Source organism: Streptomyces sp. NPDC031445 (assembly GCF_055581365.1).
This window is the reverse complement of sequence record NZ_JBVIJO010000008.1, coordinates 125,173-145,050: the sequence shown is the minus strand read 5'-3', so window position 1 is coordinate 145,050 and position 19,878 is coordinate 125,173. Positions and strand designations below refer to the sequence as shown.

At 71.9% G+C, this 19,878-nt stretch carries 24 protein-coding genes; 17 read left to right on the top strand and 7 right to left on the bottom strand.

The window, feature by feature from the left end:
- Nucleotides 1-52 precede the first annotated feature (52 nt).
- Nucleotides 53-1,159 carry an amidohydrolase family protein gene (locus ACZ5DC_RS22040; RefSeq protein ID WP_468655139.1) on the top strand — a complete coding sequence of 369 codons (1,107 nt, stop codon included), beginning with the start codon at nucleotides 53-55 and terminating at the stop codon, nucleotides 1,157-1,159.
- An 18-nt stretch (nucleotides 1,160-1,177) separates the two neighbouring features.
- Nucleotides 1,178-1,915: a nucleotidyltransferase gene (locus ACZ5DC_RS22035; protein WP_468655138.1), complete on the top strand. Its 738-nt coding sequence runs from the start codon at nucleotides 1,178-1,180 to the stop codon at nucleotides 1,913-1,915.
- Between the two features lies 1 nt (nucleotide 1,916).
- Here ACZ5DC_RS22035 and ACZ5DC_RS22030 read toward each other — a convergent pair whose 3' ends face one another.
- The 4 genes from ACZ5DC_RS22030 to ACZ5DC_RS22015 are packed head-to-tail and all read right to left on the bottom strand — an operon-like array spanning nucleotide 1,917 to nucleotide 5,524.
- Nucleotides 1,917-2,927, bottom strand: a complete 1,011-nt coding sequence (locus ACZ5DC_RS22030; RefSeq protein ID WP_468655136.1) for a COX15/CtaA family protein — start codon at nucleotides 2,925-2,927, stop codon at nucleotides 1,917-1,919.
- A gap of 59 nt (nucleotides 2,928-2,986) precedes the next feature.
- Nucleotides 2,987-3,757 carry an ABC transporter permease gene (locus ACZ5DC_RS22025; RefSeq protein ID WP_468655134.1) on the bottom strand — a complete coding sequence of 257 codons (771 nt, stop codon included), beginning with the start codon at nucleotides 3,755-3,757 and terminating at the stop codon, nucleotides 2,987-2,989.
- The gene (locus ACZ5DC_RS22020; RefSeq protein WP_468655132.1) at nucleotides 3,754-4,677 is read right to left on the bottom strand and encodes an ABC transporter ATP-binding protein; all 924 of its coding nucleotides are present in this window, start codon (nucleotides 4,675-4,677) and stop codon (nucleotides 3,754-3,756) included. Before ACZ5DC_RS22020 ends, ACZ5DC_RS22025 begins: the two co-directional genes overlap by 4 nt.
- A 31-nt stretch (nucleotides 4,678-4,708) precedes the next feature.
- Nucleotides 4,709-5,524, bottom strand: a complete 816-nt coding sequence (locus ACZ5DC_RS22015; protein WP_468655130.1) for an AAC(3) family N-acetyltransferase — start codon at nucleotides 5,522-5,524, stop codon at nucleotides 4,709-4,711.
- A gap of 183 nt (nucleotides 5,525-5,707) precedes the next feature.
- On the opposite strand from ACZ5DC_RS22015, the gene ACZ5DC_RS22010 reads away from it, so the two are divergent.
- The 8 genes from ACZ5DC_RS22010 to ACZ5DC_RS21975 are packed head-to-tail and all read left to right on the top strand — an operon-like array spanning nucleotide 5,708 to nucleotide 12,253.
- On the top strand, nucleotides 5,708-6,442 hold the full coding sequence (locus tag ACZ5DC_RS22010) for a helix-turn-helix transcriptional regulator (protein ID WP_366753648.1): 735 nt from the start codon (nucleotides 5,708-5,710) through the stop codon (nucleotides 6,440-6,442).
- Nucleotides 6,439-7,860, top strand: a complete 1,422-nt coding sequence (sufB, locus tag ACZ5DC_RS22005; RefSeq protein ID WP_014671980.1) for a Fe-S cluster assembly protein SufB — start codon at nucleotides 6,439-6,441, stop codon at nucleotides 7,858-7,860. The genes ACZ5DC_RS22010 and sufB overlap by 4 nt, the downstream gene beginning before the upstream one ends.
- 58 nt (nucleotides 7,861-7,918) lie before the next feature.
- Nucleotides 7,919-9,103, top strand: coding sequence for a Fe-S cluster assembly protein SufD (gene sufD, locus ACZ5DC_RS22000; protein WP_468655127.1), 1,185 nt, complete (start codon nucleotides 7,919-7,921; stop codon nucleotides 9,101-9,103).
- Entirely contained in the window at nucleotides 9,100-9,420 is a 321-nt protein-coding gene (locus tag ACZ5DC_RS21995) for a non-heme iron oxygenase ferredoxin subunit (protein WP_143637664.1), read from the top strand. The genes sufD and ACZ5DC_RS21995 overlap by 4 nt, the downstream gene beginning before the upstream one ends.
- Nucleotides 9,421-9,427: 7 nt before the next feature.
- Nucleotides 9,428-10,192: a Fe-S cluster assembly ATPase SufC gene (sufC, locus tag ACZ5DC_RS21990; protein WP_468655126.1), complete on the top strand. Its 765-nt coding sequence runs from the start codon at nucleotides 9,428-9,430 to the stop codon at nucleotides 10,190-10,192.
- Entirely contained in the window at nucleotides 10,189-11,445 is a 1,257-nt protein-coding gene (locus ACZ5DC_RS21985) for a cysteine desulfurase (RefSeq protein ID WP_468655125.1), read from the top strand. The genes sufC and ACZ5DC_RS21985 overlap by 4 nt, the downstream gene beginning before the upstream one ends.
- An 11-nt stretch (nucleotides 11,446-11,456) precedes the next feature.
- On the top strand, nucleotides 11,457-11,924 hold the full coding sequence (gene sufU / locus ACZ5DC_RS21980; protein WP_401388221.1) for a Fe-S cluster assembly sulfur transfer protein SufU: 468 nt from the start codon (nucleotides 11,457-11,459) through the stop codon (nucleotides 11,922-11,924).
- A complete protein-coding gene (locus ACZ5DC_RS21975) occupies nucleotides 11,921-12,253 on the top strand; it encodes a metal-sulfur cluster assembly factor (RefSeq protein WP_103812962.1) in 333 nt (110 codons plus the stop codon). Before sufU ends, ACZ5DC_RS21975 begins: the two co-directional genes overlap by 4 nt.
- A 53-nt stretch (nucleotides 12,254-12,306) precedes the next feature.
- Here ACZ5DC_RS21975 and ACZ5DC_RS21970 read toward each other — a convergent pair whose 3' ends face one another.
- Nucleotides 12,307-12,891: an AbfB domain-containing protein gene (locus tag ACZ5DC_RS21970; RefSeq protein ID WP_468655122.1), complete on the bottom strand. Its 585-nt coding sequence runs from the start codon at nucleotides 12,889-12,891 to the stop codon at nucleotides 12,307-12,309.
- On the opposite strand from ACZ5DC_RS21970, the gene ACZ5DC_RS21965 reads away from it, so the two are divergent.
- From ACZ5DC_RS21965 to dapD, 3 genes are all read left to right on the top strand, one after another.
- Nucleotides 12,892-13,215 (top strand): DMT family transporter, encoded by a 324-nt coding sequence (locus ACZ5DC_RS21965; protein ID WP_468655120.1) that lies wholly within the window; start codon nucleotides 12,892-12,894, stop codon nucleotides 13,213-13,215. It abuts the gene before it with no gap.
- Nucleotides 13,215-13,748, top strand: a complete 534-nt coding sequence (locus tag ACZ5DC_RS21960) for a TetR/AcrR family transcriptional regulator (RefSeq protein WP_468655118.1) — start codon at nucleotides 13,215-13,217, stop codon at nucleotides 13,746-13,748. The genes ACZ5DC_RS21965 and ACZ5DC_RS21960 overlap by 1 nt, the downstream gene beginning before the upstream one ends.
- A gap of 65 nt (nucleotides 13,749-13,813) precedes the next feature.
- On the top strand, nucleotides 13,814-14,800 hold the full coding sequence (gene dapD / locus ACZ5DC_RS21955) for a 2,3,4,5-tetrahydropyridine-2,6-dicarboxylate N-succinyltransferase (RefSeq protein ID WP_366753655.1): 987 nt from the start codon (nucleotides 13,814-13,816) through the stop codon (nucleotides 14,798-14,800).
- A gap of 40 nt (nucleotides 14,801-14,840) precedes the next feature.
- On the opposite strand, the gene dapA is transcribed toward dapD, so the two are convergent.
- On the bottom strand, nucleotides 14,841-15,743 hold the full coding sequence (gene dapA, locus ACZ5DC_RS21950; RefSeq protein ID WP_468655116.1) for a 4-hydroxy-tetrahydrodipicolinate synthase: 903 nt from the start codon (nucleotides 15,741-15,743) through the stop codon (nucleotides 14,841-14,843).
- Between the two features lie 166 nt (nucleotides 15,744-15,909).
- Here dapA and ACZ5DC_RS21945 point away from each other — a divergent pair, with 166 nt between their 5' ends.
- From ACZ5DC_RS21945 to ACZ5DC_RS21930, 4 genes are read left to right on the top strand one after another with little or no spacing between them, the layout of a single operon-like run.
- Nucleotides 15,910-16,059, top strand: coding sequence for a hypothetical protein (locus ACZ5DC_RS21945; protein ID WP_468655114.1), 150 nt, complete (start codon nucleotides 15,910-15,912; stop codon nucleotides 16,057-16,059).
- A complete protein-coding gene (locus ACZ5DC_RS21940; protein WP_468655112.1) occupies nucleotides 16,056-16,748 on the top strand; it encodes a hypothetical protein in 693 nt (230 codons plus the stop codon). The genes ACZ5DC_RS21945 and ACZ5DC_RS21940 overlap by 4 nt, the downstream gene beginning before the upstream one ends.
- 53 nt (nucleotides 16,749-16,801) lie before the next feature.
- Complete coding sequence (locus ACZ5DC_RS21935) at nucleotides 16,802-17,221, top strand: phage holin family protein (protein WP_468655110.1); 420 nt, start codon at nucleotides 16,802-16,804, stop codon at nucleotides 17,219-17,221.
- Nucleotides 17,218-17,751: a DUF3618 domain-containing protein gene (locus ACZ5DC_RS21930; RefSeq protein WP_468655108.1), complete on the top strand. Its 534-nt coding sequence runs from the start codon at nucleotides 17,218-17,220 to the stop codon at nucleotides 17,749-17,751. Before ACZ5DC_RS21935 ends, ACZ5DC_RS21930 begins: the two co-directional genes overlap by 4 nt.
- Nucleotides 17,752-17,805: 54 nt before the next feature.
- Here ACZ5DC_RS21930 and ACZ5DC_RS21925 read toward each other — a convergent pair whose 3' ends face one another.
- Entirely contained in the window at nucleotides 17,806-19,632 is a 1,827-nt protein-coding gene (locus tag ACZ5DC_RS21925; protein WP_468655106.1) for an endonuclease/exonuclease/phosphatase family protein, read from the bottom strand.
- Nucleotides 19,633-19,878: the final 246 nt, after the last annotated feature.

Genomic DNA, 19,878 nt, shown 5'->3' with positions numbered 1-19,878 from the left:
CCCGTTAGGACGTGTAAGGCAGCACAGCGCCCACGTCCCGCGGGGAGCCGGAATGATCGAGACGCCGTCCCTCGTGGACCAGTACTGCCACGGCGTGCTGCGGACGGAGCTGGGCCTCGGCACCTTCGAGGCCCAGCTGGCCCGTACCGAGGGGCCCCCGGCCCCGGGCACCACCCTCTTCGACACCCAGACCGGCTTCGCCGTACGGCGCTGGTGCCCGCCCCTGCTCGGCCTGGAACCGCACTGCCCGCCCGCCCGCTACCTGGCCCGGCGCCGTGAACTGGGCGTCCTGGAGTCGGGCCGCAGGCTGCTGCGCGGCAGCGGCATCACGACGTACCTGGTCGACACGGGGCTGCCCGGCGACCTCACCGGCCCCGCCGAACTGGCCTCGGCCGCGGCGGCCCAGGCCCGCGAGGTCATCCGGCTCGAACCGCTCGCGGAGCAGGTCGCCGACACCTCCGGCACCGTCGACTCCTTCCTCGCCAACCTCGCCGAGTCGGTGCACGGAGCCGCGGCCACCGCCGTCGCCTTCACCTCCGTCGCGGGCCTCCGGCACGGCCTGGCCCTCGCGCCCGAGCCGCCGGGACCGGGGGAGGTGCGCGGCGCGGCGGACCGCTGGCTGGCCGGACGGCGCGTCGGCGGCGCGCTCAGCGACCCCGTCCTGCTCCGGCACCTGCTGTGGATCGCCGTAGCCTCGGGCCTGCCCCTGCAACTGCACGCGGGCCTCGGCGAGCCCGGCTCCCGCATCGACCGCACGGACCCGGTGCTGCTCACCGACTTCGTCCGGGCCACCGCCGGCCTCGGCACCGACCTGATCCTGCTGCACGGCTACCCCTACCACCGGCACGCCGCCCACCTGGCCGGTGTCTTCCCGCACGTCTACGCCGACTCCGGCGCCGCGCTGGTCCGCACCGGCGCCCGGGCGGCCACGGTCCTCGCCGAGATCCTGGAACTGGCCCCCTTCGGCAAGATCCTCTTCTCCACCGGCGCGCGGGGCCTGCCGGAACTGCACGTCGTCGGCGCCCGCCTCTTCCGGGAGGCGCTGGGCCGCGTGCTGGGCCACTGGGTCGCCGACGGCGCCTGGTCCCTGGAGGACGCCCAGCGGGTGGCGAGGATGATCGCGGCGGACAACGCGCGCCGGGTGTACGGGCTGGGGTGAGGCGTCCAGACTGAGCGGATGACGACCGAGTCCCTGCTCGACGGGTTCCTGCACGCCCTGCTGCCCCTTGGGCCCCGCGCCGTCTGGGCGCACGGCTCACTGGCCGGCGGCGACTACCAGGAGGGCCGCAGCCACCTCGACCTGATCGCCGTCCTGCCGGGCCCGCTGACCCTGGGGACCGTACGACGGCTCGTGGCGCTGCACCGCGGGCGGCGCGGGGAACCCCTCGCGGCGAAGCTCCATTGCAGCTACCTCACACCGGCCACCCTGCACGACGCGGACCGCTCACACGTCACCTGGGCACACGAACGGGTGATGCGCCGCCCGGTCACCCCCGTCACCCGGCGCGAGCTGCACGCCTTCGGACGCGTGCTGTACGGCGAGGCCCCGGCGGCGCTGCTCCCGCCGGTGCCGGACCGGCAGCTGGCCGGCTTCGTCGTACGCGACCAGCGCGACTTCTGGCGGCCGGCGGTGGACAAGGCCCGGCTGTGGCGGCAGGACATCTGGGTCGACCTGGGCCTGCTGACCTTCGCCCGGGCGACCGTGACCCTGCGCGAGGGCCGGCTGATCTCCAAGCGGGAGGCCCTGGCGGAGCTCGCGGCGCTGGGTGCTCCGGCGGAGGTCGTCGAGGACATCACCCGCCGCCGCTACGCCACCCCGGCCCCGGCCCCGGCCGACTGGCCCACCCGCCGGGCCGGGCTGACCCGTGCCTACCTGGGGCCGGCGATCGATGCCCTCGTCGCCGCCTACGGATGACTCACGCGCGGGTGCCCACCGGCACCTCGGCCGCCGGACCCGGCAGGTCCAGGGCGGCTTCCGGGCGCTCGCGCAGCGACAGCAGGACCCGCAGGACGGCGATCCAGATCAGGCACGAGCCGAGCATGTGCAGGGCGACCAGGACCTCGGGCAGGTGCGTGAAGTACTGCACGTAACCGATCACGCCCTGGGCCAGCAGCACGACGAACAGCTCGCGGGTCCGGCCCAGGGGGCTCTGCGGCGCGTCGACCGCCTTGAGGACGAACCACAGGGCGAACGTCAGCGTCACCACGATCCACGCGAGCACCGCGTGCAGCTTGGCGACCGTCTCCCAGTCGATCGGGATGCGGTCGACCTCGCTGGAGTCGCCGGCGTGCGGCCCGGCCCCGGTCACCACCGTGCCGGCCGCGATGAGCAGCACGGACGCCAGCACCAGGAACCACACCAGCTGCCGCACCGCCTTGCCGACCAGCGGACGCGGCGCCGCGTCGCCCTCCCGGGTGCGCTGCCACATCACCGTGGCGATGGCGATCAGGGCGGTGGAGAGCAGGAAGTGCGCGGCGACGGTGTACGGGTTGAGGCCGACCAGGACGACGATGCCGCCGAGGACGGCGTTGCCCATCACCACCCAGAACTGGGCCCAGCCCAGCCGGGTCAGGTCGCGCCGCCAGGGCTTGTGGGCCCGGGCGGCGACGATCGCCCAGCCGACGGCCGCGCACAGCACGTACGTCAGCATGCGGTTGCCGAACTCGATGACCCCGTGGAAGCCCATGGCCCGGGTGGTGGTCAGGGAGTCGTCGGTGCAGGTGGGCCAGGTCGGGCAGCCGAGGCCCGAGCCGGTCAGGCGGACGGCGCCGCCGGTCACGACGATGACCACCGACATCACGAGCGCGGCGAGCGCCGCCCGCCGGACGGTCCGGGGATCCGGGGTCCAGCGGTCGGCGATGAAGGCGAGCGGGTTGCGCAGGGCGGCTTCGGCGTCGGCGCGGTTCAGCTTTGGCACGCGCACCATGGTAGGCCGCCGCTTGTGCACGCGTTCACGAGGGTCCGCCCCGGCACGTGCGGGACCTGTCACTCCCAGCGGAAGAACGTGCCGGCCGCGGCGAGGCCGGCGACCGCCCAGACGGCGAGAATGCCCAGGTCGGCCCAGGGCATGCCGGCGCCGTGCTGGAGGACGTCCCGCAGGCCGTCCGACAGGGCGGAGATCGGCAGCAGGCCGAGGACCTGTTCACCCGTCGAGCCGAATTTGTCCAGCGGCACGATGACCCCGCCGCCGACGAGCAGCAGCAGGAAGACCAGGTTGGCGGCGGCCAGCGTCGCCTCCGCCTTCAGCGTGCCCGCCATCAGCAGGCCGAGGCCGGAGAAGGCGGCGGTGCCGACGACGAGCAGCAGCAGGACGGCGGCCGGGTTGCCGTGCGGGGACCAGCCCAGCGCGAAGGCGATGACGGTCAGCAGGACGACCTGGAGGACCTCGGTCACCAGCACGGACGCCGTCTTCGCGGTCATCAGGGCCCAGCGGGGCAGCGGCGAGGAGGCGAGCCGCTTCAGGACGCCGTAGCGGCGCTCGAAGCCGGTGGCGATGGCCTGGCCGGTGAACGCCGTCGACATCACGGCCAGGGCCAGGACGCCGGGGGTGAGGAAGTCGACGGCCTCGCCCTTGCCGGTGTCCACGATGTCCACCGAGCTGAAGAGCACCAGCAGCAGGGTCGGGATGACGACCGTCAGCAGCAGCTGCTCGCCGTTGCGCAGCAGCATCTTCGTCTCCAGCGCCGCCTGCGCCGCGATCATGCGGGGGAGCGGGGCGGCTCCGGGCTTCGGGGTGTACGTACCCGCCGTGGTCATGAGCGCAGCTCCTTGCCGGTCAGCTCCAGGAAGACGTCCTCCAGCGTGTGCCGCTCCACCGAGATCCGGTCGGGCATCACCCCGTGCTGGGCGCACCAGGACGTCACCGTGGCCAGCAGCTGGGGATCGACCTTGCCGACGACCCGGTAGGAGCCCGGGGTCAGCTCGGCGGCCGTGCAGTCGGCCGGCAGCGCCTTGAGCAGGGAACCGACGTCGAGGCCGGGCCGGCCGGTGAAGCGCAGGGTGTTCTCGGCGCCGCCCCTGCACAGCTCCTCCGGCGAGCCCTGGGCGATGACCCGGCCGCCGTCGATGATCGCGACGTCGTCGGCGAGCTGCTCGGCCTCGTCCATGTGGTGCGTGGTGAGGATCACCGAGACGCCGTCGGTGCGCAGGTCCCTCACCAGGTCCCAGGTGGCGCGGCGGGCCTGCGGGTCGAGCCCGGCGGTCGGCTCGTCCAGGAACACCAGCTCCGGGCGGCCCACCACGGCCATCGCGAGCGCCAGCCGCTGCTGCTGGCCGCCGGAGAGCCGGCGGTAACCGGTCCGGCCGCAGGAGCCGAGCCCGAGGCGCTCGACGAGGGCGTCGACGTCCAGCGGGTGGGCGTGCAGCTTCGCCATGTGGCGCAGCATCTCCTCCGCCCGGGCACCGGAGTACACGCCTCCGGACTGGAGCATCACGCCGATGCGGGGGCGCAGCTCGGCGGACTGCCGTACCGGGTCGAGGCCCAGGACGCGCACCGTGCCGGAATCCGGCTTCCGGTACCCCTCGCAGGTCTCGACCGTGGTCGTCTTCCCGGCCCCGTTGGGCCCGAGCACGGCGGTCACACCCGGCTGGGCGACCAGGTCGAGGCCGTCCACCGCGGTCTTCGTGCCGTACCGCTTCACCAAGGCCTGGACCTGGACCACCGGCTCACTTCGCATGGGTCCAGAGTCTAGGTACGCCGTCCGGCCCTCAGGCGCGGGGGTGGTGGAAGTCCTCCTCACGGGGCCGGTGCAGGGGCAGCCACCGCTCGGCGTAGGCCACGGCGTCCGCGACCGGGAACAGCCGGACGTCCGCCGCACCCACCCGTCCCCGGACGACCGGCCGGTCCCGCTCGAAGTCGTGCCCCAGCTCGTCGAACCGGTCGGAGGTGATCGAGACCTCGGTCACCGTCTCCCAGCCGCCGCCGGGAGCGGGCCGGCCGACCCGCACGCGGGGCGCGGGTATCCGGTACTCGGCGAGGTGGAAGGCGGTGCAGGAGTCGTAGCCCGCGCCCAGCAGCAGCACCCGGGCGCCCAGCTCCTCCAGCCGGGCGAGCGGGCTCCGCTCGCCGAGCCGGCAGTCGGGGGCGTGGCCGTCGGTGATCTCCCGCGCGCGGGGGCCGAGGGCGGCGAAGGAGGTCTGCGGGTGGGCGCTGCGCCGGGCGCCCGGCCAGGTGCGCACGGTCTCCGGGACGACGCCGACCCCGAGGGACGGGGTGATCAGCGGGTCGTACGGCGGCATGGTGGCGCGGACGCGGTCCCACCACTCCTCGGGAACGGGAGGGTTCACCCAGACGGCCGGGTCGCAGTGGCCGCCCGTCTGGGTGGGGACGACGAGCGTGCCCGAGGGGCCGAGCGCGTCCAGGAGCCCTCGGACGACCGCGACCGCGCCTCCGTTGACCCAGCCGAGGGAGCTGAGCGAGGAGTGCACCAGAAGGGTCTCACCGGTCTCGACGCCGAGCAGTCGCAGCTGTGCGGCGATGTCGTCCCGGGTGACGAGAGGGCCGGTCGGAGGGGGTGCGGGCATGGTCCGGGAGTCTCCCGGACGGGCGCGCGGGGCGCCACCCAATTGTCCTGGCCGGCGACCGGGGCAGACCGGCCGGGTGATCGTTTCCGCAGGTCGTCTTAGGTATGCCTAAGTGACGCAGGGCACCGCCGGTGATCCGGACGCCGCTTGTCAGGCTCCGCGGAATTACGCAACAATGGCGTTGTGAAAAACGTCGGCGAGGCTCGGGAGACCCCCACGGGGGCCCCTCAGGAGGAGCTAGCGACCGGTGAGCGCTCGACGCGCAACCGGGTCGCGCGCTCCATCCTGGACCACGGGCCGTCGACCGTCGCCGAACTCGCCGGCCGGCTGGGGCTGACCCAGGCGGCCGTCCGGCGTCACCTGGACGCGCTGGTCGCCGACGACGTCGTGGAGGCCCGCGAGCAGCGTGTGTACGGCACGCGCACGCGCGGCCGCCCCGCGAAGGTCTTCGCGCTCACCGACTGCGGCCGGGACGCCTTCGACCAGTCGTACGACAAGCTCGCCGCGGACGCGCTGCGCTGGATCGCCGAGCAGGGGGGCGGCCCCGAGGCGGTCGCCGCCTTCGCCCGCGCCCGGATCGCCGCCCAGGCGGGCGCGTACCGCGAGGCGATCGAGGCCGTGACACCGGACAAACGCGCCGAAGCGCTGGCCAGGGCCTTGAGCGCCGACGGGTACGCTGCTACGGCGCGCAGCGCACCGGTCGGCGAGCAGCTCTGCCAGCACCACTGCCCGGTCGCCCACGTCGCGGAACAGTTCCCGCAGCTGTGCGAGGCGGAGACGGAGATCTTCGCCGAGCTGCTGGGCACCCACGTTCAGCGACTGGCGACCATCGCGCACGGCGACGGCGTCTGCACGACGTTCATCCCCAAGATTTCCACTGACGCACCTGCAAGCACGGCCGGGAGGAACCCCGCATGACTCTCCCCACGGAGACTGCCCACCCTGAGCTGGAGGGCCTGGGCAAGTACGAATACGGCTGGGCCGACTCCGACGTGGCCGGTGCCTCCGCAAGGCGCGGCCTCAACGAGGACGTCGTCCGCGACATCTCGGGCAAGAAGTCCGAGCCGGAGTGGATGACCAAGCTGCGCCTGAAGGGCCTGAAGCTCTTCGAGAAGAAGCCGATGCCGAACTGGGGCTCCGACCTCTCGGGCATCGACTTCGACAACATCAAGTACTTCGTGCGCTCCACGGAGAAGCAGGCGGAGTCCTGGGAGGACCTGCCCGAGGACATCAAGAACACCTACGACAAGCTGGGCATCCCGGAGGCCGAGAAGCAGCGCCTCGTCGCCGGTGTCGCCGCCCAGTACGAGTCCGAGGTCGTCTACCACCAGATCCGCGAGGACCTGGAGGAGCAGGGCGTCATCTTCCTCGACACCGACACCGCCCTGAAGGAGCACCCGGAGCTCTTCAAGGAGTACTTCGGCACGGTCATCCCGGCCGGCGACAACAAGTTCGCCGCGCTGAACACCGCCGTGTGGTCCGGCGGCTCCTTCATCTACGTGCCGAAGGGCGTGCACGTCGAGATCCCGCTCCAGGCCTACTTCCGCATCAACACGGAGAACATGGGCCAGTTCGAGCGGACCCTGATCATCGTCGACGAGGGCGCCTACGTCCACTACGTCGAGGGCTGCACCGCGCCGATCTACAAGTCGGACTCGCTGCACTCCGCGGTGGTCGAGATCATCGTCAAGAAGAACGCCCGCTGCCGTTACACGACCATCCAGAACTGGTCGAACAACGTCTACAACCTGGTCACCAAGCGCGCCGTGGCCTACGAGGGCGCGACCATGGAGTGGATCGACGGCAACATCGGCTCCAAGGTGACGATGAAGTACCCGGCCGTCTACCTGATGGGCGAGCACGCCAAGGGCGAGACCCTGTCCATCGCCTTCGCGGGCGAGGGCCAGCACCAGGACGCGGGCGCCAAGATGGTCCACATGGCGCCGAACACGTCGTCCAACATCGTCTCCAAGTCGGTGGCGCGCGGTGGCGGCCGTACGTCCTACCGCGGTCTGATCGAGATCGGCGAGGGCGCCGCCGGGTCGAAGTCGAACGTGCTGTGCGACGCGCTGCTGGTCGACACCATCTCCCGGTCGGACACGTACCCCTACGTCGACGTCCGCGAGGACGACGTGTCCATGGGGCACGAGGCCACCGTCTCCAAGGTCTCCGAGGACCAGCTCTTCTACCTGATGAGCCGCGGCCTCTCCGAGGACGAGGCCATGGCGATGATCGTGCGCGGCTTCGTCGAGCCGATCGCCAAGGAGCTGCCCATGGAGTACGCGCTGGAGCTCAACCGGCTGATCGAGCTGCAGATGGAGGGCGCGGTCGGTTAACAGCCGCTCCGCACTCCCCGTCAAGCCCACACGTAAGAAAGCGAGCATTACGACAGCCATGGCTGAGGCCCCTAACATCCCGGTCGGTTCGACGACCGCCGGCTCGATCGCGGTCGCCGCGGAGTCGACCGTCGTCTCGCGCATGAGCGCGCCCCCGTCCTTCGACGTCGCGGACTTCCCGGTCCCGCACGGCCGTGAGGAGGAGTGGCGGTTCACCCCGCTGGAGCGGCTGCGCGGCCTGCACGACGGCACCGCCGTCGCGAACGGCGACGGCGTGAAGGTCGACGTCCAGGCCCCCGAGGGCGTCATCGTCGAGACCGTGGGCCGCGACGACGCGCGCCTCGGCAAGGCGGGCACCCCGGTGGACCGCGTCGCCGCCCAGGCGTACTCCGCCTTCGAGAAGGCCTCGGTCGTGACCGTCCCCAAGGAGACCGTCCTCACCGAGCCGGTCCGCATCGCCGTGCACGGCCAGGGCGGCACCGCCTTCGGCCACCAGGTGATCGAGCTGGGCGCCTTCGCCGAGGCCGTCGTGGTCATCGACCACAGCGGTGACGCGGTGCTCGCCGCGAACGTCGACTTCGTCCTCGGGGACGGTGCCAAGCTGACCGTCGTCTCCGTCCAGGACTGGGACGACAAGGCCGTCCACGTCGCCCAGCACAACGCGCTGGTCGGCCGGGACGCCTCCTTCAAGTCCGTGGTCGTGACCTTCGGCGGTGACGTGGTCCGCCTGCACCCGCGCGTGGAGTACGCCGGCCCCGGCGGCGAGGCCGAGCTGTTCGGCCTGTACTTCACCGACGCCGGGCAGCACCAGGAGCACCGCCTGCTGGTCACCCACAACACCCCGCACTGCAAGTCGAACGTCGTCTACAAGGGCGCCCTCCAGGGCGACGACGCGCACGCGGTCTGGATCGGTGACGTGCTCATCGAGGCCAAGGCCGAGGGCACGGACACCTACGAGATGAACCGCAACCTCGTCCTCACGGACGGCTCGCGCGTCGACTCGGTGCCGAACCTGGAGATCGAGACCGGCGAGATCGTCGGCGCCGGACACGCCTCCGCCACCGGCCGCTTCGACGACGAGCAGCTCTTCTACCTGATGGCCCGCGGCATCCCGGAGCACGAGGCCCGCCGCCTGGTGGTCCGCGGCTTCTTCGCCGAGCTGGTCCAGCAGATCGGTGTCGCCGACATCGAGGAGCGCCTGCTCGCCAAGATCGAGGAAGAGCTGGAGGCTTCGGTCGCATGACGTCGTTCGTACGCGCCTGTGGGCTCAGCGAGCTGGAGGAGGACACCCCGAAGCGGGTGGAACTCGACGGCACGCCCGTCTCGGTCGTGAAGACCGAGGGCGAGGTGTTCGCGATCCACGACATCTGCTCCCACGCGAACGTCTCCCTCTCCGAGGGCGAGGTGGAGGACTGCCAGATCGAGTGCTGGCTGCACGGCTCCTCCTTCGACCTGCGCACCGGCAAGCCGTCCGGCCTCCCCGCGACGCGCCCCGTCCCCGTATACCCCGTAAAGATCGAAGGGGACGACGTTCTCGTCTCCCTCACCCAGGAGTCCTGAGGCACCCATGGCAACGCTTGAAATCCGAGACCTGCACGTCACCGTCGAGGCCGACAACGCCACGAAGGAGATCCTCAAGGGCGTCGACCTCACCGTGAAGCAGGGCGAGACGCACGCCATCATGGGCCCCAACGGCTCCGGCAAGTCGACCCTCGCCTACTCCCTCGCGGGTCACCCGAAGTACACGATCACCGGCGGCACCGTCACCCTGGACGGCGAGGACGTCCTGGAGATGTCCGTCGACGAGCGCGCCCGCGCGGGACTGTTCCTGGCGATGCAGTACCCGGTCGAGGTCCCCGGCGTCTCGGTCTCCAACTTCCTGCGCACCTCCGCCACCGCCATCCGCGGCGAGGCCCCCAAGCTGCGCACCTGGGTGAAGGAGGTCAAGGGGGCCATGGAGCGCCTCAACATGGACCCGTCCTTCGCCGAGCGCAACGTCAACGAGGGCTTCTCCGGCGGTGAGAAGAAGCGCCACGAGATCCTCCAGCTCGAGCTGCTCAAGCCGAAGGTCGCGATCCTGGACGAGACCGACTCCGGCCTCGACGTCGACGCGCTGCGCATCGTCTCCGAGGGCGTCAACCGCGTCCGCGAGTCCGGCGAGGTCGGCACCCTGCTGATCACGCACTACACGCGCATCCTGCGCTACATCAAGCCCGACCACGTCCACGTGTTCGCCGGCGGCCGCATCGTCGAGTCCGGCGGCCCCGAGCTCGCGGACAAGCTGGAGAACGAGGGCTACGAGGCATACGTGAAGGGTGGCGCATCCGCGTGACACAGCTGCCGGGCCTCCTCGACACCGAGGCGATCCGCAAGGACTTCCCCGTCCTGGACCGAGTCGTCCACGACGGCAAGAAGCTCGTGTACCTGGACAACGCGGCGACCTCGCAGAAGCCGCGCCAGGTACTGGACGCCCTGAGCGAGTACTACGAGCGCTACAACGCCAACGTCCACCGCGGTGTGCATGTGCTCGCCGAGGAGGCCACGGCGCTGTACGAGGGAGCGCGCGACAAGGTCGCCGCGTTCGTCAACGCGCCGAGCCGCGACGAGGTGATCTTCACCAAGAACGCCTCCGAGTCGCTCAACCTCGTGGCGAACATGCTGGGCTGGGCCGACGAGCCCTACCGGGTGGACCACGAGACCGAGATCGTCATCACCGAGATGGAGCACCACTCCAACATCGTGCCGTGGCAGCTGCTCGCGCAGCGCACGGGCGCGAAGCTGAAGTGGTTCGGCCTCACGGACGACGGCCGCCTCGACCTGTCGAACATCGAGGAGGTCATCACCGAGAAGACGAAGATCGTCTCCTTCGTGCTGGTCTCCAACATCCTCGGCACGGTCAACCCGGTCGAGACGATAATCCGCCGCGCCCAGGAGGTCGGCGCGCTCGTCTGCATCGACGCCTCCCAGGCCGCCCCGCACATGCCGCTGGACGTGCAGGCCCTCCAGGCCGACTTCGTGGCCTTCACCGGCCACAAGATGTGCGGCCCGACCGGCATCGGCGTCCTGTGGGGCCGCCAGGAGCTGCTGGAGGACCTGCCTCCGTTCCTCGGCGGCGGCGAGATGATCGAGACCGTCTCGATGCACTCCTCGACGTACGCCCCCGCCCCGCACAAGTTCGAGGCGGGCACGCCCCCGATCGCCCAGGCGGTCGGTCTCGGTGCGGCGATCGACTACCTCCAGTCGATCGGCATGGACAAGATCCTCGCTCATGAGCACGCGCTGACGGAGTACGCGGTGCGGCGCCTGGCGGAGGTTCCCGACCTGAGGATCATCGGCCCGACGACGGCCGAGGACCGCGGGGCGGCGATCTCCTTCACGCTCGGGGACATCCACCCGCACGACGTGGGCCAGGTCCTGGACGAGCAGGGCATCGCGGTCCGTGTCGGCCACCACTGCGCCCGACCGGTCTGCCTGCGCTACGGAATTCCTGCGACCACGCGAGCGTCGTTCTATCTGTACTCCTCGCCGGCCGAGATCGACGCTCTGGTCGACGGCCTGGAGCACGTACGGAACTTCTTCGGCTGAGAGGCGTCTTCGTGAAGTTGGACTCGATGTACCAGGACGTCATCCTGGACCACTACAAGAACCCGCACGGGCGTGGTCTGAGGGATGGCGACGCCGAGGTGCACCATGTGAACCCGACCTGCGGCGACGAGATCACCCTGCGCGTGAAGTACGACGGCACGACGATCGAGGACGTCTCGTACGAGGGCCAGGGCTGCTCGATCAGCCAGGCGAGCGCCTCCGTGCTCAACGAGCTCCTCGTCGGCAAGGACCTGGCCGAGGCGCGGAAGATCCAGGAGACCTTCCTGGAGCTGATGCAGTCCAAGGGCAAGATCGAGCCCGACGACGCGATGGAGGAGGTGCTGGAGGACGCGGTCGCGTTCGCCGGTGTCTCCAAGTACCCCGCGCGGGTCAAGTGCGCCCTCCTGAGCTGGATGGCGTGGAAGGACGCGACGGCCCAGGCGCTGGGTGGCGCCGAGGCCGAAAGGAAGACGGCATGACCGACACCGCAGAGATGAAGCCGGTCTCGGAGGAAGAACTCCGCGAGGCCCTGATGGACGTGGTCGACCCCGAGCTGGGCATCGACGTCGTCAACCTCGGCCTGATCTACGGCATCCACATCGACGACTCCAACGTGGCCACGGTCGACATGACCCTGACCTCGGCGGCCTGCCCGCTGACGGACGTCATCGAGGACCAGGCCAAGTCCGCCACGGACGGCCTCGTCAACGAACTCCGCATCAACTGGGTCTGGATGCCGCCGTGGGGTCCCGACAAGATCACGGACGACGGCCGCGAGCAGCTCCGGGCGCTCGGGTTCAACGTCTGACACACCACCTGCGACAGGGGCCGTGGCCAAGTGCCACGGCCCCTGTCGCGTGCTCAGGCCAGCCCGTCCACCAGCAGGAACGCCGAGTCGGACCGGTAGAGGCCGGTGTTCCGGCACGGGTCGAGCCGGAGCCGGAGCCGGAGCCGGAAGCCGCGGTGGCGGAGGCAGCCGCCGTCGGCCGTGGTGAAGGAGCAACAGCGGGCGTCGGCACGGCTCTTGACCCGGGTGAGGGCGGCGGCGCGGCGGTCCGCGGCCGAGGTGACGGGGTCGAGCTTCACCAGGCCGCCGCTCACGTGCCAGTAGCGGCCGGGGCGGCTGAGGGAGCGGACGGACGTCCCGTGCTCCGCCGGGCGGGACGAACCGGCCCTGGGCGTCGGCGACTTGGCGGGCGTGCGCTTCGGGTGGGCGGGGGAGCGGGCGGGGGACTCGGGGGCGGCGACGAGGCGGCGCGGCTTCGCGCGGGAGCCGGCGTGTGCGCCGGCGCGGTGGACGGGGAGGCGAAGGAGAGCGGGCCGGGGCCGTTGTCGAGCACGGGCCCGCACGGCGGTGGAGGCGGGACGGGCTGCGAGCGGTTTCGACGGAAGTGGAACCACCTCGTTGTGTACGGCCGTACGCAGTCGTTGTGTACGCTCGTACACATGGGGTATCTGCTGCTCTCCGGCGCCATCGCCGCCGAGGTCGCCGCCACGACGGCGATGAAGTACAGCGAGGGATTCAGCCGGTTCTGGCCCTCGCTCGTGACCGCCGTGGGGTACCTCGTCTCGTTCGCGCTGCTCGCGCGGACGCTGAAGACCGTCCAGATCGGCACGGCGTACGCGATCTGGTCCGGCGTGGGCACCGCGGCCATCGCCGTCCTCGGTCTGCTGCTGTTCGGCGAGGGGCTGGGCCCGGCCAAGGTCGCCGGGATCGTGCTGATCATCGGCGGAGTGGTCGTGCTGAACCTGGGCGGGGCGACCCACTGATGCCGCGCCGCCACGACCCCGGGCGCCGGCAGCGGATCATCGACGCGGCGATCCGGGTGGCCGGCCGGGACGGCATCGCCGGGCTGAGCCACCGTACGGTCGCCGCCGAGGCGGACGTGCCGCTCGGCTCCACGACGTACCACTTCGCCACCCTCGAGGAACTGCTGGTGGCCGCGCTGCGGCAGGCGAACGAGGGGTTCGGCAGGCTGCTGGCCGAGCAGGTGCCGCAGGGCGGCGACGGCGACCTCGCCGCGGACCTCGCCCGGGCGCTCGGGCAGTGGCTGGCGGGCGGGCGCGCCGGCGTGGAACTGGAGTACGAGCTGTACCTGGCCGCGCTGCGCCGTCCCGCACTGCGTCCCGTCGCCGCCGAGTGGACCGAGCAGGCGGCCGCCCTGCTGGCCCGCCGCACCGACCCGGTCACGGCGCGGGCCCTGCTGGCGCTGATGGACGGCATCTGCCTCCGGGTGCTGCTGACGGGCGGCCCCTACGACGAGGAGTACGCGCGCGCCGCGCTGGCCCGGCTGATCCCCTGAAACCCGCGCCCGGCACGTGAGACGCGGTTCGCCCTCACCACCCCGCCCACGTTAGGTTTTCTTCCATGACCGAGTCTGCAACCCGTACCACCGGCGCCGTCGCCGCCGGCCTCGCCACGATCGCCTCCGACGGCACCGTTCTCGACACCTGGTTCCCGGCCCCCGAGCTGGTCGAGGAGCCGGGTCCGGCCGGCACCGAGCGGCTGACCGCCGAGCAGGCGGCCCAGCTGCTGGGCGGCGGCGCGACCGCGGCGACCGGCCCGGACGCCCGCCGGGGCGTCGAGGTGGTCGCGGTCCGCACGGTCATCGCCTCGCTGGACGAGAAGCCGATCGACGCCCACGACGTCTACCTGCGCCTGCACCTGCTCTCGCACCGCCTGGTCAAGCCGCACGGCCAGAACCTGGACGGCATCTTCGGCCATCTCGCCAACGTCGCCTGGACCTCGCTCGGCCCGGTCGCCGTGGACGACATCGAGAAGGTGCGCCTGAACGCCCGCGCCGAGGGCCTGCACCTCCAGGTGACCTCGATCGACAAGTTCCCGCGCATGACGGACTACGTCGCCCCGAAGGGCGTGCGCATCGCCGACGCCGACCGGGTCCGCCTCGGCGCGCACCTCGCGGCGGGCACCACGGTCATGCACGAGGGCTTCGTCAACTTCAACGCCGGCACCCTCGGCACCTCCATGGTCGAGGGCCGGATCTCCGCGGGTGTCGTGGTCGGCGACGGCTCGGACATCGGCGGCGGCGCCTCCACCATGGGCACCCTCTCGGGCGGCGGCAACGTGATCATCTCCATCGGCGAGCGCTGCCTGGTCGGCGCCGAGGCGGGCGTCGGCATCGCGCTCGGCGATGAGTGCGTGGTCGAGGCCGGCCTGTACATCACCGCGGGCACCCGCATCACCATGCCCGACGGGCAGATCGTCAAGGCCCGCGAGCTGAACGGCGCCTCGAACATCCTCTTCCGCCGCAACTCGGTCACCGGCACGGTCGAGGCCCGCCCGAACAACGCGGTCTGGGGCGGCCTGAACGACATCCTGCACAGCCACAACTGATCCTCGGCGGCCGTGACCTGCGGCCGCCCCTCGGTCACCGTCAGCTCGCCGTGAGCGCGCGGTACGTCCTCAGCAGCCCGTCGGCCGTCTTCCGGTCGGCGGGCAGCAGGGGGGCGCGGACCGGGCCCGCGGGCAGGCCGAGGCGGGTGAGGAGGGCCTTCGCGGTGACCGTGCCGGGCAGGCCCGCGCCCGTCATCGCCTCGGTCAGCGGGGTCAGGGCCCGCTGGAGTCCGGCCGCGCGGGCGGTGTCGCCGGCGTCGAACGCGGCCAGGATGGCCGCGACCCGGTCCGGTACGGCGTTCGCGACCGTGCTCACACAGCCCGCCGCGCCGACCGCGTACAGCGCCAGTACGTGCTCGTCGCAGCCCGCGTAGTAGGCCAACTCCGTGCGCTCAAGCACCTTCAGGGTGCCGAGGAAGTCGTAGGAGCAGTCCTTGACGGCGACGATCCGCGGGTGGTCCGCGAGGCGGATCATCGTGTTTGGTTCGATCCGGGTGCCCGTGCGGCCCGGGATGTCGTAGAGCATCACCGGCAGGTCGCTCGCGTCGGCGACCTGGAGGAGGTGGGCGGCCACGGCCTCCTGCGGGGGCCGGCTGTAGTACGGCGTCACGACCAGGAGACCGTCGGCGCCCGACTTCCCGGCCGCCAGCGCCAGCTCCACCGTGTGCCGGGTGTCGGACGTGCCCACGCCCGCGACCAGTGAGGCCCGGTCGCCGACCGCCTCCCGCACGGCCGCGACCAGCCGCGCCTTCTCCTCGTCCGTGGTGGTCGGCGACTCGCCGGTGGTGCCGTTGAGGACCAGGCCGTCACAGCCCTCCGCCACCAGCTGCGCGGCCAGCCGCTGGGCGCCGTCCAGGTCGAGGGCGCCCTCCTCGGTGAACGGCGTGATCATGGCGCAGAGGGTGCGGCCGAAAGGGGCGGGCCCGCGGGTACTCGTGGTCATGGGAGTAGTCTCGGCCGTGCGACCGTGAAGCTCTACTTAAATCTCCTACGAGGTATCGATAAGAGTTGCTGAATCGGGCCGGGAGCGGGCCGGCGCCCTGTGTCCAACTCGGCGCATCATGGGTCACTATGGGCGGAGGGTCACCGACGACTGTCATGGAGGCGCCATGAAGCTCGGCAAGGCACTGGCCACCGGGGTCGCGCAGGAGCGGCCGGTCGTCCGGGAGGAGAAGCCGCAGGTCCCCGAGGAGACCGTCCGCACGGACGCGGCCGGACCGGCCGGGCCGGTCCGCGAAGAGGTCCCGGCCGCCCGATGAGGCTGCGGCTCCCGGCGGAACGCCCGACGGAGCCGCCGACCGGCTACAAGATCGCCCACCCGGTGCTGTCCCAGGACGGCACCCGGGCCGGGTTCACCGGTGTGTCGCTCGGCGGCGCGCTGCCGTACGGCGTCCTGGACGACGCCTCCTGCGTCTACGGCTTCCGGCACCGCCCGCCGGCCCGCCGGTGCGACTGCGGTTTCCACAGCGTGCACGACCGGGCGGCGGCCGAGGCGCTGCTGTGCACCGCCGAGCACCGCGCGGCCGTCCTGCTGGAGGTCTCCGTCCTCGGCGCCTACATCCGCTTCGAACGCGGCTTCCGCTCCGCCCGGCAGCGGGTGCGCACGGCCACGGCCGGACCCTGCGGCTGCGGCGCCGCAGCCGTCGCGCTGGCCGACGCCGGCTGGGGCCGGCCGGGCTGGCGGGTCCTCGCACCCGTCTGCGCGGGCTGCGTGCGCGGGCGGGCGCCGGTCTCGCTCGCGGGGTTCGCCCGGCTGGCCGGGCACGGGCTCCGGGTGATCGCGGGCGCCGCCGGTGGCGCACCCGCCCCCGGGTTGACGGCGGGCGGCGAGCCGGGCGTGCCCGAACTGGTGGCCGAGGCCGCCCTGTTGCAGGCGCGCCTGGACTGGTTCCAGTCCCAACTCGCGCGTCTCGGCGAACGCGGACCCGGCGGCACCGGGCAGGGCTAACGACCTTCGGCCCGGGTACCCGGCAGTTCCGCACTGAGAGGAGGCGGAATGCCGTGACCGTGACCCCGCACACCAGGCCCGCGGCCGACGGGCACCCCTCCACGGGCGAACTCGTCGGCCGGGCCACCGAACAGCTCTCCCGGCTGCTGCGGCAGGAGGTCGCCCTCGCCAAGGAGGAGCTGGCCGAGAAAGGACGCCGCGCCGGACGCGGCGGCGGCATGCTGGGCGCCGCCGGCGCCGTCGGCTACGTCGGGCTGATCACCCTGGCCGGAGCGGCCGCCGCCGCCCTCTCCCTGGCGCTGCCCGTGTGGGCGGCGGCGCTCATCGTCGCAGCGGTGTTCTTCGCCGTCGCCGGCCTGCTGGCCGCGACCGGCCGCGCCCAGCTGCGCCGTGCCGCCCCGCCCACGCCCGAGAGGGCGCTCGGCAGTGTCAGGGCGGACGTCGACGCCATCAGGGAAAGGGCACACCGATGACGCACAGGAACGCGCACGGCTCGGGCGCCAAGGGCCCCGACGAGCTGCGACGGCAGATCGAACAGACCCGGAGCCAGCTCGGCGACACCGTCGCCCAGCTGGTGGACCGGGTCGATGTGAAGGGCCGGGCCCGGGCACGCGCCGCCGACCTGAGGGACAAGGCCGGCGCCATGACCGTCCAGCTGCGCGCCGGCGCCGCCCAGGCGGGGCACGGCGTGCAGGACCGGGCGGCCAAGGCGGGACACGTGGTCCAGGACCGTGCCGCGCGGGCCGGCCACACCGCGCAGGAACGGATGACCAGGGCCGGGCACCTGGTGCAGGAGCAGGCCGGACACGGCCGGCACGCCCTGCGCGACCGGGCGGCCCACGCCGGTCGCACCGCGGAGCACGACACGCGGGTCCCGGGCCCGGTGCGGTCCGCCGTGAGCGCCGCGATGCGGCACCCCCGGCAGGCCCTGATCATCGGCGCGGCGGGCGCCGCCGTCTTCGGCGTGGCCGTGGCCTGGCGCCGGATCGACCGCTGCCGGTGAGCACGGGACGGCGGGACCGGCCGGGCGCGCAGCCGGGCCGGTCCCGCCGTCGTGTCACGGACGGAACCGCAGCACCTGCGGGTCGTGGTCGCTGATCTGGTCGCTGAACTCCGAGTTGATGTGCACGCTGTCGTACTCGAAGTCGCAGCCCCGGCGGATCGCCGGGCTGATCAGGATCTGGTCCAGCACCTGCTGGTTGCCCTGGTAGTCATAGGTGTAGCGCTCGCTCTTCGGCAGCGACTTGATCGCCGACCACAGCTCGCCGTCGCCCTCCAGGATCCGCGCGGTCCCGGAGAACTCGAAGTCGTTCATGTCGCCGAGCGCGATGACGTTCGCGTTCTTCTGCACGGACAGGATGTCCTTGACGAACGCGTTCACCTCGGTCGCCTGGGCGTGCCGCTGGATCTCCGAGCTGCGCACCGGCGGCTGGTACTGCGAGGCCAGCCCCTGGTCGCCGCCCTTGGAGTTGAGGTGGTTCGCGATCACGAAGACGGTCTTGCCGTGGAAGACGAACTCGCCCGCGAGCGGCTTGCGGCTGTTGTTCCAAGCCGCGTTCGCCGGGTCGATCCGGCCCGGGGACACCGTCAGCTGGGCCTTTCCGCGCACCTTGGTGACACCGACGGCGGTGGTCGAGTCGCCGCCCGCGCGGTCCGTGAAGGACACTCGCTCCGGGTTGAACAGGAACACCTGGCGGATGTTGCCGCCGGGCTCGCCGCCGTCCTGGTCGTTGACCGGGTTGACCGAGCGCCAGTCGTACCGCGGGCCGCCCGCCGCGACGATCGCGTCGATCAGCTTCGTCACCGTCCGGTCCGCGTCGACCGTGCCGTCGTCCGTGGCGCCGTTGTCGTCCTGGATCTCCTCCAGGGACACGATGTCCGGCGACTGGAGGTTGTGCACGATCGCGGAGGCGTGCTGGTCGAAGGTGGTGTCCGACGGGTCGAGGTTCTCGACGTTGTAGGTCGCCACCGCCAGCTCGCGGTCCGACTGCCTCCGCGTCGTCTCCCGCTCCAGGCCGGCGCTCTTCAGCGTGCCGAGCTCGCTCGCGACGAGGGTGTAGCCGCCGTACTGGTTGAAGTCCAGCGGGCCGGTGGTGGTGCCCTCCAGGGTGTCGCCGACGTTCGCCTTCGGGAAGCCGGCGGTCGGGCCCAGCGACTGGATCTGGAGCCGGCCGGTGTTCTGGGAGTCGTAGGAGCCGTAGACCGTGCCGCCGCGCCGGCTGCGGTGCTCCCACGGCTTCACGGTGACCCACAGCTCGCTGTACGGGTCGGTGGCGGTGACCACGCGAGCGTCGGCGACCTGGACGTTCATGCCCTCCAGGGACTCGTAGTAGTCCAGGGCGTACGCGGACGGGTCCAGGGGGAGGCCGTTGATCGAGTTGGCGGCGGCGGTGTCGCCGGCGGGCGCGTACGCGTCCGGCACCGCGTCCTCGTCGACGACGACCGGCGCGGGGACCGCGTTGCCCGTGGAGACGGTGGTGATCACCGGCTTGGTGATCTCCGTCAGCGACTGGTTGCCGGAGGAGGCGCCGCCCGGGACGAACTCGGAGACGGTACCGGTCACCTTCACCGCGTCACCGACCGCGACCTTCGGCGTGGAGCTGGTGAAGACGAACACGCCCTCGCTGGTGGCCGGGTTGTCGTCCGGGGCCGGGTCCTGGAGCCAGAACCCCTTGGAGGAGCCGTACGTGCGCGTGGCCGTGACGATGCCGGGCACGTCCGTCACCTTCTGCCCGGCGAACGGGGATATCCGGGTCGTGCCCTGGATGTCGTGGACGCGCACCGAGTCGGCGTGCGCGGGGGAGGTGAGGGCGACGGCGGAGGCCGCGCTGCAGACGGCGGCGACGGTGAGCGCGGCGAGGCGCGCGGAAGACCTGCTCGGCAAGGGATCCCTCCGGGGACGTGACGATGCGCCGGGGCGAGGGTGGAACGGGAGCGTGTGGGGGTGGTGGCCCTCTGTGACACGAAGAGAGCCGAGTGAACAGTTGTCCCCCGACTTCTACGCGCGTCAATCTCCTGCCTGGCCCCGGGAGTTGTCAAGGTTTCGGCCATGGACGGCCGCTTACGGTGAGATGAACCGGGTGGCATGGGTGGAAATCCGTCTAGGCTGAGCGGCTGAGTCCGTTCACGG

Excerpts from the sequence above, each read along its gene's own strand:
- ACZ5DC_RS22040 (WP_468655139.1), top strand. The coding sequence starts at position 53 with ATGATCGAGACGCCGTCCCTCGTGGACCAGTACTGCCACGGCGTGCTG.
- ACZ5DC_RS22035 (WP_468655138.1), top strand. The coding sequence starts at position 1,178 with ATGACGACCGAGTCCCTGCTCGACGGGTTCCTGCACGCCCTGCTGCCC.
- ACZ5DC_RS22030 (WP_468655136.1), bottom strand. The coding sequence starts at position 2,927 with ATGGTGCGCGTGCCAAAGCTGAACCGCGCCGACGCCGAAGCCGCCCTG.
- ACZ5DC_RS22025 (WP_468655134.1), bottom strand. The coding sequence starts at position 3,757 with ATGACCACGGCGGGTACGTACACCCCGAAGCCCGGAGCCGCCCCGCTC.
- ACZ5DC_RS22020 (WP_468655132.1), bottom strand. The coding sequence starts at position 4,677 with ATGCGAAGTGAGCCGGTGGTCCAGGTCCAGGCCTTGGTGAAGCGGTAC.
- ACZ5DC_RS22015 (WP_468655130.1), bottom strand. The coding sequence starts at position 5,524 with ATGCCCGCACCCCCTCCGACCGGCCCTCTCGTCACCCGGGACGACATC.
- sufB (WP_014671980.1), top strand. The coding sequence starts at position 6,439 with ATGACTCTCCCCACGGAGACTGCCCACCCTGAGCTGGAGGGCCTGGGC.
- sufD (WP_468655127.1), top strand. The coding sequence starts at position 7,919 with ATGGCTGAGGCCCCTAACATCCCGGTCGGTTCGACGACCGCCGGCTCG.
- ACZ5DC_RS21995 (WP_143637664.1), top strand. The coding sequence starts at position 9,100 with ATGACGTCGTTCGTACGCGCCTGTGGGCTCAGCGAGCTGGAGGAGGAC.
- sufC (WP_468655126.1), top strand. The coding sequence starts at position 9,428 with ATGGCAACGCTTGAAATCCGAGACCTGCACGTCACCGTCGAGGCCGAC.
- ACZ5DC_RS21975 (WP_103812962.1), top strand. The coding sequence starts at position 11,921 with ATGACCGACACCGCAGAGATGAAGCCGGTCTCGGAGGAAGAACTCCGC.
- ACZ5DC_RS21965 (WP_468655120.1), top strand. The coding sequence starts at position 12,892 with ATGGGGTATCTGCTGCTCTCCGGCGCCATCGCCGCCGAGGTCGCCGCC.
- ACZ5DC_RS21960 (WP_468655118.1), top strand. The coding sequence starts at position 13,215 with ATGCCGCGCCGCCACGACCCCGGGCGCCGGCAGCGGATCATCGACGCG.
- dapD (WP_366753655.1), top strand. The coding sequence starts at position 13,814 with ATGACCGAGTCTGCAACCCGTACCACCGGCGCCGTCGCCGCCGGCCTC.
- dapA (WP_468655116.1), bottom strand. The coding sequence starts at position 15,743 with ATGACCACGAGTACCCGCGGGCCCGCCCCTTTCGGCCGCACCCTCTGC.
- ACZ5DC_RS21945 (WP_468655114.1), top strand. The coding sequence starts at position 15,910 with ATGAAGCTCGGCAAGGCACTGGCCACCGGGGTCGCGCAGGAGCGGCCG.
- ACZ5DC_RS21940 (WP_468655112.1), top strand. The coding sequence starts at position 16,056 with ATGAGGCTGCGGCTCCCGGCGGAACGCCCGACGGAGCCGCCGACCGGC.
- ACZ5DC_RS21930 (WP_468655108.1), top strand. The coding sequence starts at position 17,218 with ATGACGCACAGGAACGCGCACGGCTCGGGCGCCAAGGGCCCCGACGAG.